Here is a 17,370-nt window from a genome sequence, read left to right on the forward strand (position 1 = left end):
GAGTTGACTTAGCTCCAGGCGATAGCAACAGACAACAGTAAAGTTGCCACTAACCCTGTGACACCAAAGAATCCATACTCGACTTTTTCACGCATTCCACCAGCAGGGGAAGGTAGAAATCCCATAATTAAACAAGTTGTGCCTAATACAAACACAAGAACTGTTATTCCAAATAAAACGGCATCAACCATGCTATCTCCAAATTAATAAACGATGAATTCTGTATATTATGCACCAAAACCTTTTGTTGGGGGAGTGATCTATATCAAACAGTTAAAATATTCTTCAATATATAATAGCCAAATGAATGTAGTGAATTTGACTAACATTTAGCATAACTTCCTACTCACAAGTTCAAGTCACCCTATCCGAAAACTTAAAACTGCATTAACTATTTGATATTACTTAACTTTATAAAAGTGGCCAGAGTGTTGCTAATCTACAAACATAATCAATCATCATAGACGGTGTTTGCAAAAAGCTCATTGTCCTAATTCGTTAAAGTATATAAAGGAAAAATTATGAAAAAATCAGTTATCGCCGCAAGTTTATTGTTACTTACAGGCACAGCGGCTGCAGGTGAGTGCGATGTAAGTATGGATGGTCAAGTTTCTTTAATGAATAACATTTTAACTGTGACGACTGAAGACAACGACATAATTAAAATTGACGCGGGTGAAACGCTTTTTGTAAATGGCAAGCGCATGGATATCAACAAAAACCAAGAAAGGTGGGTAGCGGAATATTATAATGGTATTTACGATGCTGTCCCTGTTGCTGCTGACCTTGCTTTAGATGGGGTTGCCATAGCCAATGTTGCCGTCTCAGAAGTGTTAGGTAATTTACTTGGCTCAGAAAGCAACGCTGTTGAGAAAATCCAAAGCAAATTAGATGATGTGAAACAGAAAATTGAACATAATTTTTATGCTGAAGATGGCAGCATTCACCTAGATTCTGCTGACTTTTCTGATGGTGAATTTTTCGGAGCAAAGTGGGAACAAGAATTTGAAGACACTGTAGAAGAGGTGGTTACAGCATCAATCGGCCACTTGATGATCGCCCTTGGAACCGAGCTTATATTTGGTGATGGTGATACCAATGATTTTGATCAACGTATGGGTAACTTTGGTCAAGATATTGAACAAAAAATTGAAGCACGAGCCGACAAATTAGAACAAAAAGCGGATGCGTTTTGCATGCGACTCGCTAAAATCGATAATGTAGAAAATAAGCTTCAAAATTCCATGGGCGAGTTATCTGGTTTAAACCTGATCACTGTCAAATCAGACCGCAAAATGTAAGGATTTAAATAACAATCGTGAAAATTGCAATTATTGGGGCGGGTTGGTTAGGTTTACCACTTGCCCAAACGTTAATGAAAAGTGGCCACCTTGTTGTGGCCACTAAGCGTTCGGCTACTGAAGTAAACAAATTACAAGACATGGGGGTTTCAGCTATACAGTATGAGCTTGGAGATAATTTAGACAGTCCTGAGTTAACTCCTTTATTTAACGCCCATACATTGATTCTGAATATCCCACCGGGTAGAAAATCGCCTTCCTTAAAAAAATTTGGCCAAGAAATGCGAGCCTTAGTTTCTACAGCAAAACATCAGGGCATTCAGAATGTGATTTTTATTTCCACCACCGCAGTTTATGGCAATGCTGACGGGATGATTTATGAATACACGCCTGTTGCCCCCCAAACTCACAGTGGCAAGATCCACGTTGAGATTGAAAATGCAGTTCGTAGTATGTTTCAGCAACATGGCTGCATTCTTCGTTTAGCCGGTTTAGTCTCACAACATAGGCATCCAGCGCGGAGTTTAAGTGGTAGAAAACACATTGAAAACGGTCAACAGCGAGTTAACCTCGTTCACAGAGACGACGTAATTCACGCCATCGAAAAGATAATTAACAAGAATAAATTCGGCCAAACTTACCATTTATGCAGTATTGAGCATCCAACACGCCAACAATATTATGTAGATGCAGCAACAGCATTGGAAGTACCTCCACCGGAGTTTGTTGAAGACACCTCATTTCCCTTTGGCAAATGCATCAATAGTGAATTTACCCTTAACACCCTTGAACTCGACCTAGCTTACCCAAGTCCATACGATATGCTTAAAGGCTAACACATTGCTATCGCACTAGTTAACGACTCACCCGGGGTAATAACAAAAGTCTACATAAAAAAGCCGGTCTGTTGACCGGCATTGAATACATCAAGGTATGACTCTAGCCAACCAAAGCCTTTCCAAAATATTTCAAAGCAACGGTGTTAACAAACACCAAAAGCAATATTAACGGAATAAAAGTTCCCACCGAGATGTCTACGTATCTCTCAAAAAAGCTGCCTTTATAACTGGGGGCGCCTTCATCTAACTCGGCATTGAAGTTCTCTTTTTTCCAACGATAAATCACGAATAAACAAATCAGTAAACCGTTTAAAGGCAAGATAGTGTCGTAGAACACATCGTAAATCAGATCAAACAAAGATTTACCGCTGTCGGGATAAGCATAACTAATAAAATGAGTGACTGGCTCCCACATACCAAACGACAATGTCGCTAAGCTAGCAGTGACAATTAATAATAATCCCAACAAGCCTAAGGCTTTTTTACGGCTTACTTTTTTAGACTCCATAAACGCCGCAACAGGTACTTCGAATATCGATACCAAAGAGGTTATCGCAGCAAAAAATACTAATAGAAAAAATAGACCCGCCACAAAACTCGCACCTACGTAACCAATAGACGCTTGCAGCGCTAAAAAGATCTTAGGTAGAAACGTAAAGATAAGCTCTACTGATGAATCACTTAACTCAGCAGTGTTCGTATTCGGATTGAATGAAAATACAGCAGGTAGAATTAACAATCCCGCAATGAAAGCAACCGCGGTATCGGCTAATGCCACAAATTTCGCCGAACCTGGTACATCACTCTTACTATCTAAATAGGAACCATAGGTGATCATGATCCCCATTCCTAAAGATAAAGAGAAAAACGCTTGAGACAATGCTGCGCTGACCACGGAGGCGTTAATTTTGCTAAAGTCTGGAACTAAGTAATATTCCGCCCCTGCAAAGGCATTATCTAAGGTCAGTACGAAAATCACTAAGCCGATCAACATCACAAATAATGCCGGCATCATTACTTTAGCGGCTTTCTCAATGCCTTGCTTTACACCACCTTGCAAGATGAAATACACAACAGCAAATACTCCTGCCATGTAAATAAACAAATGTGAGGATTTGATGAATTCGGGAAAAGTAGTTGGGTCTGCTAATTTATCAAGGTTGCCACTCATAATTTGGAATAGGTATCCAAAAATCCACACTGTAATAACCAAATAAAATACGGCTATCATAAATGGTGTGATAATTGACAGCCACCCCGCAATCCGCCAATGGAGCTGATTTTTGCTCAGGTTTACATAAGCATTTAAAGGATCCATTCGACTTCGTCGGCCAACCGACATTTCCGCCAACATGACGGGCAAACAAATTAATGCGACAAAAATAGCATAGATGAGTAAGAAAGCGCCTCCACCATTTTTGGTCGCCGCCACGGGAAATCCCACCATATTACCAATACCCACTGCTGAGCCAGCTGCCGCTAAAATGAATCCGAGACGAGAACCAAACTGCTCACGATCTGCTGCCATAATATTTTCCTTTTTATGAGTTGACGACTCCCTACAGCTTCAATTAGCGGGGGATAATCAACCTTATTGTTTTTAGGTTAGAACGACGATGTTAACAGCCTAATTTTAAAATGTCTTTCACTTAAAAAGCTAGGTTTATCAAAAAGCCAGCTCTAGACGGCTATGGAGTTTTTGTTCCATTGGGAGCGGGTTTAGCTCACCATGGAATAGATTTATTATCCCAATCAATAAAATGTGGTGCATGATTGATATCTAGTGTTGGCAGCAGCGAAAGTAACTGTCTTACAGTGAAATCCACAGAAAACAACTTGTCCTTAGGGACATTAGATTGAAATGGTTTAGACAAACCGGTATCGACGGTACCGGGATGATAACTTACAATTTGAACTGTTTTAAAACGGCGTCGATACTCCACTTGACTCGTTTTTATCAACATATTTAGTGCAGCCTTGCTGGCTCTATACCCATACCAACCACCCAATTTATTATCCTCAATGCTGGCAACTCGAGCCGATAGTAAAACCACTTGGGTATCAACAGATTTTAATAACAGCTTGGGAAGATGCTTTAACCACATCATAGGCGCAACTGTATTGACCTTAAAATAATGCTCTAATTGGTTAGCCGTTACATCCTCTAGGCGCTTTTCTGGAGTAACTTGTTCCACTTTACTATCTAAATGGAGCATACCAATACAACACACCACAAGAGCAAATGGACCAGACTCACGCAGGGTTTCACAGATTTTCGCAATTTGTACTTCATCGCTACTATCTACCTCATGAGAATGCAACTTCGGATGAGCTACGGCGATCTCATTTCGAGATATTGCATGGACTTGATGATATAGATTGCTATCACATAATTGACTCACCAGTTCAGCGCCAATACCTGATGAACTACCAATAACTAGCGCGTTTGTTTCTGACATTACAGCATACCTCTTTGCAATAAACACTCAACAGCGAAAAACCTGTATTTGGTGCGTTAAATAATTACCCCATCATGTTCAATTAGAGCAAATAAACGGGATTACAATTTATTACGCAAAACTATCTGTTGTGGATGCCTTGAACTAAACTAAATTCATGACCATGTTAATCTCAAACCTATTAATTATCTGAGGAAAAAATGGCAAATATTCAACAAGCAACGCTGGCTGGTGGCTGTTTCTGGTGTCTTGAATCAGCATTCAACTCGGTGGAAGGGATCCAATCGGCTTACTCAGGCTATGCTGCAGGCCACGTAGATAACCCCAGTTATGAACAAGTTTGTTCTGGGTCAACAGGGCATGCAGAGGTCGTAAGAGTCAATTTTGATGAGGATAAAATTTCTTTTCGAGATGTATTAGAAATATTTTTTGCGTTGCATAACCCTACCCAGTTAAATAGGCAGGGTAATGATGTGGGTAGCCAGTATCGAAGCGCCATTTTTTATCACAATGATGAACAAAAGAAGTTAGCCGAAGAAATTATTGCTGAGATTGAAGAACAACAAATCTGGCCAGACCCTGTGGTAACTGAAGTGACTGAAATTAACAATTACTATCAAGCCGAAGATTATCATCAGGATTACTTTAGCAAAAACCCACAAAACCAGTATTGCAATATGGTGGTAGCGCCTAAACTCGCCAAATTTAAACAAAATTTCGCGAGCCGGCTTAAATAATTAAACTAGTGGAACCATTTTGGATTAATCGGCATCGAAAACAATAACGGTGCCATTCTTTCATATTTACCACGATTAGATTCGCAAATTACATTTTTTGTATAATTCTTTTTCCAAGGATCATTAATCATCCAAATTCGATCACCATCTACCGCCACACCTTCTAAGGAAGCGTTATTCATTAATTCCCATTCCTCACAATTTGCATCAGTTGAATGAGTAGGGGCGTAAAACTCAAGAGGAATGACTAAAGTTGGCTTTTTCTTGGCTAAATCGATTAACCAAATATCGTTATCATTTCGCGCTGCAGCAACTAAGTAACCTGGATGATTATCTCTAGGTAAATAATCCATACCATTAATTGGATGATTACCTTTTTCATACTGCGGTAGATTAAGCTCTGTGTCAGTTACCTGAGCAAAACCTTCAGAATTCCAAAATGCATCGTCAATTTTCACTGAAAACACCCTAGCTTGTACGTTTTGATCTTTTTCTTTACCAAGATATAAGGTGCCATCTAATCCAAACGCTAACCCTTCAAGACCATCATTAGGAAAGTTTCCAATCTGGTAGGAGGCTTCAAATTGCAGGGGTTTTGCATGAGTGATAAGCAGAGTATTATCGTCTTGAAGTTCTAGTCTCACTAATAAGCTAGGGTAATCCGTTGAGCCGCTACCCTGGTATTTTTCAAAACAACTATCAGACATGGTTTTACCACGGGTCGCATCTTCCGTTACAACGACAATAACCTTGTCATTTTTAGGATCAACGGCCAAGGCCTCTAAATCGGGAGAGTCATTTAAATAATCGGCAAAACAGCTTTGCTGCACGTTATCTGACATCTTAAATAATAAAGCGTCTTCAGACACTAGCGCAGTTTGTGGGTCAATAATGTGCAATTGCTTGCGTTGAGAAATATGCGCGCTTCCGTCTGAAACAGATAATAGCTTGCCTCGCCAACTTTTAAGTCCAGAGGTTTGTGGGTTTAACATAACCTCACCGTTTGACTCAGTGACCCACTGCCCCTTAAGGGAAATAAGTTCTGGTTTAAAGGTGGTAGATGCACAACTGATTAAACCTGTAGCAATCAGCATTATTAGTCCGAATTTTTTCATTTTCCTTCCTCTCCCTGGGCAAGGTGGATAAATTTAACATGATTCAATAGCAAGTAATTCATAAAACAATTTGATTGATCGGTTGAAACTAATGCAAACTTAACTGCAATTGTGGCTATTTTTTAATATTGATTTGCAAAAAACAAAACCTTCTCAAAACTCACAACAAGTGCTCCCGCCCATTATCGCGGGGCCAATTCTGCGTGCAATTAGTGAAACTAGCATTACATTATGGATGTTGGTAAGCCACAAATATGAATTTAACGCTAAAGTTTGGACCAAACAGTCTGAATCCTTATTTGACCAGAATATTAAGCAATTCTCAAATATTGTGAAAGTAGGCGAAAAAGCCTTCATTTATGTTACCACTCTTCCCTTATCTGAAACATTAACAGAAGGCAGTCGGTGTTATTACGACATTTCGATTAACGACTATCGAGGTGCGCGTAAGAATCTTAAGGATTTGATGCCAGATATTGTTTACGGTCAGCAATCCACCCCCAGTTTTTATTTTAATAAACGAATTAAAAATGTTTTGCACGGCTCATGTCGTAAGCCCCATCATACGAGTCAAGACGGCATGCTAGCAGTTGATTTAGCCCTAGAGGAGTCCTTTGAAGATCATACATCATCACCTGATTTACTCTTACTATCAGGTGATCAGGCGTATATCGATGATGTAGCTGGCCCCACTTTAGTTGCCATAAACCACGTTATTGAACGTTTAGGCTTATTTCAAGAAGAGCTGCTAGGAGCAACCATTGAAAATAGTAAGCAATTACTAACTGATGAACATTGTTATTACCAACGGCCCACTTTATTACCCGACAATGATACAACTGAAACTGTTATGTCGTATTTTTTCAAAGGTAAGAAAAAGCCGATATTTACTTCTGTTAACGCCAATAACCATTTGATCAGCTTCGCCGAAGTAATTGGCATGTATGCGCTAATTTGGTCGCCTGAAATGTGGCATAACACTGAGTTAAAGACCAACAATATTGCCCCTCAATTTGCTGCAACCTATGCAGAAGAACTGAAATGGGTTGAAGACTTCAAGCAAGGCTTACCAAGAGTCCGTCGTGCAATGGCACATATTCCGGTTTATATGATTTTTGATGATCATGATGTGACTGATGATTGGAATTTAACCAGAGGCTGGGAGGAAGCTGTTTACAACAACGCATTTGCAAAGCGTATTGTAGGTAATGCCCTAATTGGATATTGGTTATGCCAAGGCTGGGGAAATGACGTATCTAAACTTTCACCTTTAACCGAAAAGCTAGTACCTTTTTTCACTGATACGGGTATCACCGAACACGAGAAAGTCATTGATATATTATTGCATTGGGATCAATGGCATTACACGTTAGATACTCAGCCTAAAATTGTCGTATTAGACACACGAACCCAGCGCTGGCGCTCCGAGTCTAGTTTAAGCAAGCCTTCTGGGTTAATGGATTGGGAAGCACTATGTGATTTGCAGCAAGAGTTAATTAATCAACCAAGTGTTATTATGGTATCTCCAGCCCCAATTTTTGGGGTGAAGTTAATTGAAACCATTCAACGCATTTTTACCTTTTTTGGCCGTGCATTAATGGTCGATGCTGAAAACTGGATGGCCCATAAAGGCACTGCAAGTGTCATTCTTAATATTTTTAGACACTATAAAACCCCACCCCACTTTGTCATTTTATCTGGTGATGTACACTACTCGTTTGTGTATGACATCACCTTAAAATTTAGACGCAACAGCCCACACATCACGCAAATAACCAGCAGTGGAATTAAAAATGAGTTCCCCCATAAACTCTTAAGCTGGTTTGATAAACTGAACCGTATTCTATTCGGTACTAAGTCACCGTTAAATTGGTTTACTCAACGCCGTAACATGACAATTCGCCACCGTCGCCCTAATAATCAACAGATCAACACCCTATTGAATGGTTCGGGTATCGGTCAAGTTAAGGTAAACCGCGACTGCACAGAAGTCGATGCATCAGTATTGCTAGCGAATGGTAAAAAAGTGAAATTTATTACACGGGATTAACCTGGCTCAAAACCATTTAAATAGTGAACACTTTTCGTCAACTTCTAGATCCTTCGACTGAACTCGCAGGCGAAAGCAGAGAGTCGATAACCTGTGTAAGGAGGAGCAACGAGCTATCACCCCGACCTAATGAAGTAACTGGCAGAAGGGCTGAAAGAGTCAGGTTTATTTACTTTTTAACACGTCATCGCTACCTTCTTGATGTAGATTTATTGCTTGGATTGGGTATGGAATCACAATACCTTCCTGGGCAAATCTCTTGTGTAAGGCTTTGATAAATTCGGACCTGATAAAAAAGCGATTGAAATATTCCTGAGCACGCAGCATCACTGTCAAATTGATACTAGAATTATCAAACCCAGTAAAGATAACAAAGGTATCGTATTCAGGAATACCCCATTTGTGACTTTTTAGCACTTGTTTTGCCACTTCAAGTGTCACTTTCTCAACATGATCTAGATCGGAATCATAGTGCACTCCAAGATCTACCGGCACTGATAGCTGTTTTTCAGGATAATAATAATTGATGATTTTTGATTGTGCGAGTTTACTGTTGGGCATAATGACAATGTTATTTGGCAGCATTTTTATCCATGTAGAGCGCCATCCTATCTTTTCGACAAAGCCTTGCTCACCTGAATCCAGTTCAATAAAATCTCCAACTCTTATTGGTTTATCGGCCAGCATTTGAATGCCCGAGAAAAAGTTTTCCAAGGTAGGTTGCAATGCTAGTGCAACCGCAAGGGAACCAATGCCTAATGAGGCGACAAGTGGTGTGATGGAAATCCCAATATTGCTCAGTATAATCAACACACCGATGACAATAATAGTCCCCCGCAGAAGTCCTCTTAAAAGGGTACCACTGCTTCGCAAGCCACTTCCTTTTGAAATAATCCTCGTAATACTCATTCGAGCAAAGTGATCGGCAAACACTAGCACTGCAACAATCGCTAACAGCAATGCAACAAGGTTAATCTGCGTCACCCAGGTACTGACTGTTTCGTCATAGAGTTTCACAAGCTGTTCTGTAGCCAACAAACTAATTGAGATTATCAGCAAACTTAATGGCCGTTTGGCCCCTCGCACTGCTATTCCCGACCAGTGATAATTGCTAGGGTGATTCAAGCCGCTTAAATAGAAATATAGAACACGTTTTATTAGCCAAAGACCAATAAATACCATGAAAAAGAATATTGGCCCGATTGCCCAAAAAGGCACCCACTGAGCGATCCAATTCGGAATATTTGTAATTGCCTGCAAGAAATTATGCACCCTGTTGAAAAGCTTTAATAATCTACGAAGCAATTATTACACCACCAAAATCAATAATTCTGGTGATGTAGCTTATTGAATTATATAAAGAAAAAATACATACACATGTTTTCAAAATACCATCGCACTCAATCCATGCAACGCTGCACCCTGTTTGGGGTACTCTATATTGCGAACTACGTTTTATTAATATTAGCCCGATATAGTCAGTATAAAATATGAGTATCGACTCGATTTTTTGACTACAAGGTGCCCAAAACCATAGCCTTTAAAAAGAGTAAACAAGGGATAGTCGCAACAATATAAAACAAAAAATTGTTGGATATTACTAGCACATACAGAGACAATAATGGCTGAATAATCGTTAATACCTTTTTCATTAAAAAGTAGGTGACAAGTAAAGGCTTGTTTAATGAAATGAGTATGAGGAAAAAAATGTCAGAACACGCAGTAAATATTGGTTTGTTTTTCGGTTCTACCACTTGCTACACAGAAATGGCCGCAGAGAAAATCCAATCCGAAATCAACGAGCTTTTTGATGCTCCTGTCGTTGAGCTATTTAACATAAAAGACGTTGCCCTAAGCAAAGCACAATCATTCGATATTTTGCTGTTTGGTATTTCTACATGGGACTTTGGTGAGTTGCAGGAAGACTGGGAGTCGACTTGGGATGATATAAAAACCCTTAACCTAAAAGGCAAAACCGTTGCTTTATTTGGTTTAGGTGATCAAATCGGTTATGCCGACTGGTTTCAAGATGCCTTAGGAATGTTACACGATGAACTCGCCGTGCTTGATTGTGAGTTTATTGGCTATTGGCCCAATCAAGGTTATGAGTTTAATCATTCAAAAGGGCTAACCGCAGATAAAAGTCATTTTGTTGGACTGTCACTGGATGATGAGAACCAATATGATTTAAGCGATGAACGCATCAGCCAATGGTGTGAACAACTTCTCACTGAACTGCCACTTAGCTAATTATCTCATGCCTGATATGCGCCCTAGAATCCAACGACCTTTCTATCGAAACGGTCCAGAGCACCGGGCGGGGGCAGACGTAAGTTTTGGCGATATTCGGAAAATATTTGGTTTTAAAACCATTCAAATTGGCAAGTGGGTAACACAAACTGAACAGCAGTTAGCGGCTAACCTATTCTTCGATGCACTCTGTGATTTAATGGACATTCTGCAAGTTAATGAACAAGTAATTTCCTTGAATGGGAGTTTATCATTGGCCTTTGGTATTGGTGGCCAAAAACACAGTAGTGCTCATTATCATGCGCCGAAAAGACAATTATCCTTAGCTAAAAATGCAGGTGGTGGCGCTTTAGCTCACGAATGGTTCCATGGTTTCGACCACTATATTAGCAGTAAAATGTACACTATAAATGCACCACATGGATTTGCCTCAAGCCTGTGGTTAGAAGACGCCAACATGCATTCCCACCCGTTAAACCAAACCCTTTCTCATTGGTTTCAAACGTTATTTTTAGATACTAATGGCATCAATCCAAGCGATTACGTGACACGCTGCGTGCAAGCAGATAAAAGCCTGCAATTTTATTATTTTGCGCAGCCACAAGAAATGGCCGCTCGAGCCTTTGAAGCGGCGATCCAAGATCAGACCATTAAAAACGCATTTTTGGTGCAAGGCACAAAACAAACAGTCGAAGCGCAAGTGGGGATTTATCCCGTTGACGAACATAGGTTAGAAAGTAACGCTAGCATACTGAATTATTTTAAAATTTTAGGTAAAGCGCTTAAATAACGGGCAAATTTAAACCCAAAATAAAATTAATTGCCAAAATCTATCAACAAATTGCATTTAACGCATTTACTCTTACACCAAAGTAATTCTATACTAGGGCATTAACGATTAGTAACTGTGGTTGAATTTATGAGAAAGAAAAAGCACGGCTCCGCTGATGACGAAGCTCAAATTGATATGACCCCCATGCTAGACATCGTTTTTATTATGTTGATTTTCTTCATTGTAACGACGTCTTTTGTGAAAGAAGCTGGCTTGATGGCTAATCGTCCAAAGGCTCCAGATGCGCCGCCACCGCCAAGTAATGCAAAAACCTTGGCTATACGTATTGACCAGCAAGGCACCATTGTAATGGATAACCGCGAAGTTGATATACGTCGAGTTGTGGCAAACATCCAAAGCTTTTTAGCAGAGAATAATACGGATTCTGCAGCTATCCAGGCTCATTCAAAAACCAAACACGGTATCGTGGTGGAAGTTATGAACCAAGCCAAAGAAGCAGGGATAGACAAAGTGTCGATTCTTGTTAAAGACAGCTGATACATTTCAAGCTATTTAAAAAGCCCTTCCGTTGTGAAGGGCTTTTTTTTATCTATTATTTCGTTTTCATTGCAGTTAACGAGTGAGTACCTACTATAATGTAGGTTATACAAAATCTTTGACTATATGTTGCACTGAACGATGATTTCTAGGAATGGAAACATCATCAGCCACATGATCAGCAGGATAACCGTACAAGCCAAACCTATCTTCTTTGCTATGGGTAATGATGACAACGTGGGCTGGAGGCTTATCGATATTGCCTCGAAATGGATCAATGACTGGCACTTCATAGCGCCCCAATTTGATAAGTGCGACTCTCCGACCTTCGCGATAGATAAAACGGTCGAATACAGGATTATCCAAAATACAATAAACCGCAAACTTGGGGATTTGAAAAGGGATAGCCTGCCACACTATTTCAACAACCTGTAGCTTATCGGCTAAATTAGAGATTGAATCCGGTAGATCAATGTCGCGCATACATCACCACTTTATCTAAACCATCTGAATTAAATATAGCAACAAATCTGCCCAGAGAAAATTGTTTGAACAAAAAATCTTCACTAATGCGCGATTAAATCATCAATGCTGCTTTAAAAATTAAGGTAAAAGTCCCGACAAAGGGCCACATATTCATCAGAATACGTACCTTGATAATTGTGAATAGTAATATGCTCTATCAAAGGTTCGTTTTGCGAAAAACCAAACCTCAATAATTGGCGTATTGGAGGTTTAGCAGGACTCGAACTTACCCAAGTTTGCATTTGACAATAGAGACCGTGTTCAGCAGCTAGAGCCAATACTTCGCCGCTATTGGCGGGTAAGATACAATAAAAATGGCCCTGTTCCGTGAGTAAACGAGATACTGATTTAAATAAGTCTACAAGACTTAAACTCGTATCATGACGAGCTTGTCGTCTCGATTCCGGCATATAATTAGGATCAGAAATATTGAGATCTCCCGTTTTCCCTTGGAAGTAAGGAGGATTGCTAACGATGAGGTCATACTGAGGCAACTCAGGTAACTGTTGTAAACTAATATGTTGAAAAGAAAGCTTCCCTTGCCATGGGCACTTTTGAGCATTTATCTGCGCCTGTAAAACCGCTTTTTCATCAACATCTATACCCAATATTTGGCTTTGTTCGCCAGTTCGTTGGGCCATCATAATGGCAATTAAACCACTGCCAGTTCCAATATCTAAAATAGAAGAATAATGGCCATTAGCCACCCAACTTCCTAACAATATCCCATCGGTCCCCACTTTCATGGCACAGTTTTCATGTTCAATATCGAACTGTTTAAATCGAAATCCATTAAATTTGGTTTTAGAGGTCATTGTAAGGGGGTCACTGACTTGCCAACGGCTACGAATAAAGTGGAAGAGGTGGGACATGATTCCCACCCAATTTTGCTATACCAATTAAAACATATAATCGGCAAGGGTGCGTTGAATACCCACTACCACATTTTTATTTAGTTCTTTTTCTATTGGTTCATCAATTCCAGATATCCAAATTTTGAACTCTGCATCTAAATCGAAATGACCTGCAGTTTCCAGTTTAAATTGAGTGATGGCCCGGTAAGGAATAGAATGATAGTCGACCTTCCTTCCGGTTAAACCTTGTTTATCTATTAATATCAAACGCTTACTAGTGAAAACATACATATCGCGGATTTCCTTGAATACGCGTTCTACGGTTTCATTCTCGCCGATAATAGGGGCTAATTCGTCGCTTACCTCAGCTACATCTATCTCTGATGCATTTCCCATTAATTTGTCTAACAATCCCATTTCTGTCTCCTAATTCAAATAGCTATGTCAAGGATAGGGGATTGGTTGCAAAACACAATACACCTATACCCTTTGTGTCGACTTTATGCTTCACTAGCTTATAAAAATTAAACGTCAGACCAAGTTAGCGGTATAGTTTACATAAGATGTGCATTTGCCTGCTTAATATGGAATTGAAAAGGAATCAAGATGACAAGCTATTCTGACATTGTTCAAGCCCGCAAACGGATTGCTTCAATGATACATCAAACCCCAATAATAGAATCTTCGTTGTTGAATGAATGGTTGGGCAGCCGAATTTTATTTAAAGGGGAATGTTTACAACGAACCGGTGCATTCAAAGTTCGGGGTGCCATTAATACCTTGGCAAAATTAGCCGAACAGAATGCTTTACCCAAACAAGTGGTTGCCAATAGTTCGGGCAATCATGCTCAAGCAGTCGCATACGCATGTAGCCTTTACGATATTCCAGCGAAAATATTTAGTACCCAAAATGTATCAGCAGTAAAAGCACAAGCAACTCAGTATTATGGTGCTGAACTGGCACTATACCCTACTCGTTTAGAAGCAGATGAAGCCGTGAAACAGGCATCAGTTGAATCCGGAACATTATGGATACCTCCGTTTAATCATCCCGACATCATCGCTGGACAGGGCACCTTGGTAATGGATGCACTCGAACAAACTGGAGATGTAGATGGCATATTTGCCCCTTGCGGTGGTGGAGGTTTATTATCGGGAACTTTGATTGCTGCCAAGACCCTTTGTCCAGCAGCAAAAGTATTTGGCGCTGAGCCACTGACGGCAAATGATGCAGCAGAGTCTTTGCGACAAAACAAAATTATTTCATTAAGCAAACCTCCCATAACATTGGCAGACGGAGCAGCCACACCGTCAGTGGGTGAACATACCTTTGAGGTGCTAAAATTGCTTGATGGTATAGTCGAGGTATCTGAGTCTCGTATCGCTTACTGGACCCAGTGGTTACAACATTTACTCAAGTTGCATTTGGAGCCAACGAGCGCCATGTCCATGCAAGCAGTTGTTGAGTGGTTAAAACATCAACCTAAAAATCAAACGGTTTTAGTACTTTTATCTGGTGGCAATATTGATCAATCCAAAATGCAACAAATTTGGTCAATGGATCACCTTGGTGAAATACCTAACTTATAAAAATAAGAGGATTTATGAAGAATCTATTTTTACTAGCTGCCTGCTTTATTTGCGCGATGACACATGCAAAACCAACAATAATTGGAAATGTAAACGGATATACCCTAGATAATAATGGGGCTATGGTGCAATTTTCTCATTTAGTCTTTGAAAATGGCAAAGTACTTTCCATCGGCGATCAAACCTTAATCAATCAATATCCGGATAGCGTATTCATTGATGGTCTTCAAAAAACTCTTTTACCTGGGTTAATAGACGCTCACGGGCATATCATTTTCCTCGGAGATTCACTTTTGGAAGTGAATATAAGAGATATAAAATCTGCACAACTTTCAGCGGCAAAGGTAAGGGACTACGCAGCGATAAACTCACAGCTAGAGTGGATATTGGGTAGTGGTTGGAATCAAGTCATATGGCCAGATAAGCAATTTCCAACTGCCCAAATACTCGATGAATATGTCAGTGAAACTCCTGTCGCCTTATCTCGGGTGGATGGTCATGCCGTTTGGGTTAACAGTAAAGCATTACAAATCGCAGGCATTGATAAAGATACCTTAGATCCCCCCGGAGGCAAAATTATTCGAGATGATCAAGGGAACCCTAGCGGCATTTTAGTCGATACAGCGATGGACTTGTTATTAGAGCACCTGCCAACAGGCACTAATCAGAATATGCAAGCTAGCTTAGAGGTCGCTTCTGAACGCTTACTCTCAGTCGGTATCACCAGTGTACATGATGCTGGAATCGACAAATCAGAATTTGATTTTTATAAACGCAATGCCTTAGAAAAAAATTTAAACACCCGCATATATGCAATGTATTGGTTTGAAGACCCGAATTTAGAAGAGCTTCTTAAAGCCGGATATTACAATGACCCCGATGACTTTCTGTCGGTTCGCAGTGTTAAAGCCATGGCTGATGGCGCTTTAGGCAGTCGCGGTGCAGCTTTGTTAGAGGAATACTCTGACGACCCCCACAACAAGGGTCTAATGGTTTTACAAGAGGAACAATTTAAACCTTTGTTTGATCTCGTTTTAAAATATAAATTTCAATTGAACGTCCATGCAATCGGTGATCAAGCGAATAATCGAGTATTAAATCAATATGAAGCGTCATTTAAGACAGTGGGAGGTAAAGAGCTTCGAAATAGAATTGAACATGCTCAAGTGATTAGCCTGACGGATATCCCCCGCTTTAAACAATTGGATATTATCCCCTCTATGCAGCCTACCCATGCCACCAGCGATATGAACATGGCTGAAGACAGGTTAGGAAAAGATCGTTTACGTGGTGCTTACGCGTGGAAAAGCTTTATTGCTCAAGGTTCACCACTAGCGTTAGGTTCAGATTTTCCGGTTGAGATGAGCAATCCTTTTTATGGTCTTCACGCAGCTGTCACTCGTCAGGATAGAAATAATCAGCCAGTGGAGGGTTGGATTCCTAGTCAAGCACTTAGCCTTCAACAGGCCTTTAAAGGCTTTACCATTGACGCGGCTTATGCTGCTCATCAAGAAAAGATAATAGGCGGCTTAACAACAGGAAAATGGGCTGATTTTATATTAATTGATAGGGATATTTTCGAAATTGATAAAAAAGAGATTTGGAAAACGAACGTATTGGAGACTTGGCTAGCAGGAAAACGCGTTTATAAGAAAAGCGACAAATAACAGAAGGAAAAAACCCGCACAAACCACAGGACACGAAAATTTGTGCGGGTAGTATTGCCTTCCTGCCTCAAACAACTTAGTTAGCGTCTGAAGTATTTCAACATTGTTTATTGTTTTTATTATCAATGGTTACACACATAACTTTTCTATCGTAGATGCGTAATCAAAGCTTACTTAGCAGGTTCAGTGCCAACTTTTTTATCCATATAATTCAATAACTTAAAATTTAAACACCAACACCTTTTGCCTCACATCTTACCAGTTTGGTGCATTAGCACTTTATTAGGGCGCAAGGATCGAATTTGTGCACATTTTATCTCACACTTATTTGTTCGTTATGTGTACATATAGTTGATTAATATGAGAAATTTTATACACAAGGTGTATTGCCTAGGGGAAATCGACAATGAGTAACGGTGCGAGCAATAAGGTTATTACTCCTAGTGTTGATTATAGTGTTGTGGCTCACATCTGATCAGACACTTTGATTCGATAGGTTTTGACCTAACTCGACAGACTGCAATGAGCGAATTATAGTCTTTCAACCTTAATTATCTACACTTAGATTGTTTAGGTTATGTGCTCATTACATACGAATATTGAGCGATATTCATTTGATGATTTCTGCTTTTCTTTCGATGCAATGAGTCACT

General features: G+C 39.9%; 17 protein-coding genes. 9 read left to right on the forward strand and 8 right to left on the reverse strand.

Going from position 1 to position 17,370, the window contains the following annotated elements:
• Positions 1–8: 8 nt before the first annotated feature.
• Positions 9–191: a hypothetical protein gene (locus ACYVIL_RS02510; RefSeq protein ID WP_303471126.1), complete on the reverse strand. Its 183-nt coding sequence runs from the start codon at positions 189–191 to the stop codon at positions 9–11.
• Between the two features lie 330 nt (positions 192–521).
• Between ACYVIL_RS02510 and ACYVIL_RS02515 the strand changes: the two genes are divergently transcribed.
• The gene (locus ACYVIL_RS02515; RefSeq protein ID WP_460311440.1) at positions 522–1,301 is read left to right on the forward strand and encodes a DUF2884 family protein; all 780 of its coding nucleotides are present in this window, start codon (positions 522–524) and stop codon (positions 1,299–1,301) included.
• A gap of 17 nt (positions 1,302–1,318) precedes the next feature.
• Positions 1,319–2,137 carry an NAD-dependent epimerase/dehydratase family protein gene (locus ACYVIL_RS02520; protein ID WP_460311441.1) on the forward strand — a complete coding sequence of 273 codons (819 nt, stop codon included), beginning with the start codon at positions 1,319–1,321 and terminating at the stop codon, positions 2,135–2,137.
• 103 nt (positions 2,138–2,240) lie between these two features.
• Here ACYVIL_RS02520 and ACYVIL_RS02525 read toward each other — a convergent pair whose 3' ends face one another.
• The gene (locus ACYVIL_RS02525) at positions 2,241–3,668 is read right to left on the reverse strand and encodes a sodium-dependent transporter (RefSeq protein ID WP_460311442.1); all 1,428 of its coding nucleotides are present in this window, start codon (positions 3,666–3,668) and stop codon (positions 2,241–2,243) included.
• Between the two features lie 196 nt (positions 3,669–3,864).
• On the reverse strand, positions 3,865–4,599 hold the full coding sequence (locus tag ACYVIL_RS02530) for an SDR family NAD(P)-dependent oxidoreductase (RefSeq protein ID WP_460311443.1): 735 nt from the start codon (positions 4,597–4,599) through the stop codon (positions 3,865–3,867).
• A gap of 200 nt (positions 4,600–4,799) precedes the next feature.
• On the opposite strand from ACYVIL_RS02530, the gene msrA reads away from it, so the two are divergent.
• Entirely contained in the window at positions 4,800–5,336 is a 537-nt protein-coding gene (gene msrA / locus ACYVIL_RS02535; protein ID WP_303471136.1) for a peptide-methionine (S)-S-oxide reductase MsrA, read from the forward strand.
• A 5-nt stretch (positions 5,337–5,341) separates the two neighbouring features.
• On the opposite strand, the gene ACYVIL_RS02540 is transcribed toward msrA, so the two are convergent.
• Positions 5,342–6,451: a hypothetical protein gene (locus ACYVIL_RS02540; protein WP_460311444.1), complete on the reverse strand. Its 1,110-nt coding sequence runs from the start codon at positions 6,449–6,451 to the stop codon at positions 5,342–5,344.
• Between the two features lie 235 nt (positions 6,452–6,686).
• Here ACYVIL_RS02540 and ACYVIL_RS02545 point away from each other — a divergent pair, with 235 nt between their 5' ends.
• Positions 6,687–8,501, forward strand: a complete 1,815-nt coding sequence (locus ACYVIL_RS02545) for an alkaline phosphatase D family protein (RefSeq protein ID WP_460311457.1) — start codon at positions 6,687–6,689, stop codon at positions 8,499–8,501.
• 165 nt (positions 8,502–8,666) lie between these two features.
• Here ACYVIL_RS02545 and ACYVIL_RS02550 read toward each other — a convergent pair whose 3' ends face one another.
• Complete coding sequence (locus tag ACYVIL_RS02550; RefSeq protein ID WP_460311445.1) at positions 8,667–9,761, reverse strand: mechanosensitive ion channel family protein; 1,095 nt, start codon at positions 9,759–9,761, stop codon at positions 8,667–8,669.
• Between the two features lie 447 nt (positions 9,762–10,208).
• Here ACYVIL_RS02550 and fldB point away from each other — a divergent pair, with 447 nt between their 5' ends.
• The 3 genes from fldB to ACYVIL_RS02565 all read left to right on the forward strand — a co-directional run bounded on the left by fldB (position 10,209) and on the right by ACYVIL_RS02565 (position 12,081).
• Positions 10,209–10,751 carry a flavodoxin FldB gene (gene fldB / locus ACYVIL_RS02555; protein ID WP_303471143.1) on the forward strand — a complete coding sequence of 181 codons (543 nt, stop codon included), beginning with the start codon at positions 10,209–10,211 and terminating at the stop codon, positions 10,749–10,751.
• A gap of 7 nt (positions 10,752–10,758) precedes the next feature.
• The gene (locus ACYVIL_RS02560; protein ID WP_460311458.1) at positions 10,759–11,541 is read left to right on the forward strand and encodes a CLCA_X family protein; all 783 of its coding nucleotides are present in this window, start codon (positions 10,759–10,761) and stop codon (positions 11,539–11,541) included.
• A 129-nt stretch (positions 11,542–11,670) separates the two neighbouring features.
• On the forward strand, positions 11,671–12,081 hold the full coding sequence (locus ACYVIL_RS02565) for an ExbD/TolR family protein (RefSeq protein ID WP_216048934.1): 411 nt from the start codon (positions 11,671–11,673) through the stop codon (positions 12,079–12,081).
• Positions 12,082–12,186: 105 nt separating this feature from the next.
• Here the strand turns inward: ACYVIL_RS02565 and ACYVIL_RS02570 are convergent, their stop codons facing one another.
• From ACYVIL_RS02570 to ACYVIL_RS02580, 3 genes are all read right to left on the reverse strand, one after another.
• On the reverse strand, positions 12,187–12,564 hold the full coding sequence (locus ACYVIL_RS02570) for a hypothetical protein (protein WP_303471149.1): 378 nt from the start codon (positions 12,562–12,564) through the stop codon (positions 12,187–12,189).
• A 113-nt stretch (positions 12,565–12,677) separates the two neighbouring features.
• On the reverse strand, positions 12,678–13,478 hold the full coding sequence (locus ACYVIL_RS02575) for a tRNA1(Val) (adenine(37)-N6)-methyltransferase (RefSeq protein ID WP_460311446.1): 801 nt from the start codon (positions 13,476–13,478) through the stop codon (positions 12,678–12,680).
• Positions 13,479–13,505: 27 nt separating this feature from the next.
• The gene (locus ACYVIL_RS02580; RefSeq protein ID WP_460311447.1) at positions 13,506–13,877 is read right to left on the reverse strand and encodes a PH domain-containing protein; all 372 of its coding nucleotides are present in this window, start codon (positions 13,875–13,877) and stop codon (positions 13,506–13,508) included.
• 189 nt (positions 13,878–14,066) lie between these two features.
• On the opposite strand from ACYVIL_RS02580, the gene ACYVIL_RS02585 reads away from it, so the two are divergent.
• Together ACYVIL_RS02585 and ACYVIL_RS02590 are read left to right on the forward strand one after the other, a co-directional pair.
• A complete protein-coding gene (locus ACYVIL_RS02585; RefSeq protein ID WP_303471157.1) occupies positions 14,067–15,050 on the forward strand; it encodes a serine/threonine dehydratase in 984 nt (327 codons plus the stop codon).
• Positions 15,051–15,064: 14 nt separating this feature from the next.
• Entirely contained in the window at positions 15,065–16,717 is a 1,653-nt protein-coding gene (locus ACYVIL_RS02590) for an amidohydrolase (protein ID WP_460311448.1), read from the forward strand.
• The last annotated feature ends 653 nt before the right edge of the window (positions 16,718–17,370 follow it).

This window comes from Aliiglaciecola aliphaticivorans (genome assembly GCF_054782055.1).

What these genes read in the sequence shown, in the direction of transcription:
- ACYVIL_RS02510 (WP_303471126.1), bottom strand. Translation starts at nt 191, where the DNA reads ATGGTTGATGCCGTTTTATTTGGAATAACAGTTCTTGTGTTTGTATTA.
- ACYVIL_RS02515 (WP_460311440.1), top strand. Translation starts at nt 522, where the DNA reads ATGAAAAAATCAGTTATCGCCGCAAGTTTATTGTTACTTACAGGCACA.
- ACYVIL_RS02525 (WP_460311442.1), bottom strand. Translation starts at nt 3,668, where the DNA reads ATGGCAGCAGATCGTGAGCAGTTTGGTTCTCGTCTCGGATTCATTTTA.
- ACYVIL_RS02530 (WP_460311443.1), bottom strand. Translation starts at nt 4,599, where the DNA reads ATGTCAGAAACAAACGCGCTAGTTATTGGTAGTTCATCAGGTATTGGC.
- msrA (WP_303471136.1), top strand. Translation starts at nt 4,800, where the DNA reads ATGGCAAATATTCAACAAGCAACGCTGGCTGGTGGCTGTTTCTGGTGT.
- ACYVIL_RS02540 (WP_460311444.1), bottom strand. Translation starts at nt 6,451, where the DNA reads ATGAAAAAATTCGGACTAATAATGCTGATTGCTACAGGTTTAATCAGT.
- ACYVIL_RS02545 (WP_460311457.1), top strand. Translation starts at nt 6,687, where the DNA reads ATGTTGGTAAGCCACAAATATGAATTTAACGCTAAAGTTTGGACCAAA.
- fldB (WP_303471143.1), top strand. Translation starts at nt 10,209, where the DNA reads ATGTCAGAACACGCAGTAAATATTGGTTTGTTTTTCGGTTCTACCACT.
- ACYVIL_RS02560 (WP_460311458.1), top strand. Translation starts at nt 10,759, where the DNA reads ATGCCTGATATGCGCCCTAGAATCCAACGACCTTTCTATCGAAACGGT.
- ACYVIL_RS02565 (WP_216048934.1), top strand. Translation starts at nt 11,671, where the DNA reads ATGAGAAAGAAAAAGCACGGCTCCGCTGATGACGAAGCTCAAATTGAT.
- ACYVIL_RS02570 (WP_303471149.1), bottom strand. Translation starts at nt 12,564, where the DNA reads ATGCGCGACATTGATCTACCGGATTCAATCTCTAATTTAGCCGATAAG.
- ACYVIL_RS02575 (WP_460311446.1), bottom strand. Translation starts at nt 13,478, where the DNA reads ATGTCCCACCTCTTCCACTTTATTCGTAGCCGTTGGCAAGTCAGTGAC.
- ACYVIL_RS02580 (WP_460311447.1), bottom strand. Translation starts at nt 13,877, where the DNA reads ATGGGATTGTTAGACAAATTAATGGGAAATGCATCAGAGATAGATGTA.
- ACYVIL_RS02585 (WP_303471157.1), top strand. Translation starts at nt 14,067, where the DNA reads ATGACAAGCTATTCTGACATTGTTCAAGCCCGCAAACGGATTGCTTCA.
- ACYVIL_RS02590 (WP_460311448.1), top strand. Translation starts at nt 15,065, where the DNA reads ATGAAGAATCTATTTTTACTAGCTGCCTGCTTTATTTGCGCGATGACA.